Below are 235 nucleotides of genomic sequence, written 5' to 3'. Positions count from 1 at the left end.
ATATTGTCGCTAACACGCTGCATATCTTCTTTTGGGATGTATACAGAATGAGGGTCTAAATTTTCTAGGATTGCATTAACGGTAACATCTACAATGCTATCTGTATTTACTGCATCTACGTACTCATAGTCTATAAAATCTATGAGTCGGTTGAGTTTATCTTTTTTACTATTTGTAGTAAATAATTTATCTGAAGAGTCTGAAAAATTTAACTTTCCTCCAATAAAAATACCAA

General features: G+C 31.1%; 1 protein-coding gene. It reads right to left on the bottom strand.

What is annotated here, in order from left to right:
• Nucleotides 1-235 (bottom strand): S41 family peptidase (locus H2O73_RS24300; protein WP_220457786.1); only part of this gene is annotated, 235 nt, incomplete at both ends.

It is taken from the genome of Vibrio marinisediminis (assembly GCF_014050145.1).
Taxonomy (GTDB): domain Bacteria; phylum Pseudomonadota; class Gammaproteobacteria; order Enterobacterales; family Vibrionaceae; genus Vibrio; species Vibrio marinisediminis.
The sequence above is the reverse complement of the archived record's forward strand: the minus strand, read 5'-3'. Positions and strand labels throughout refer to the sequence as shown.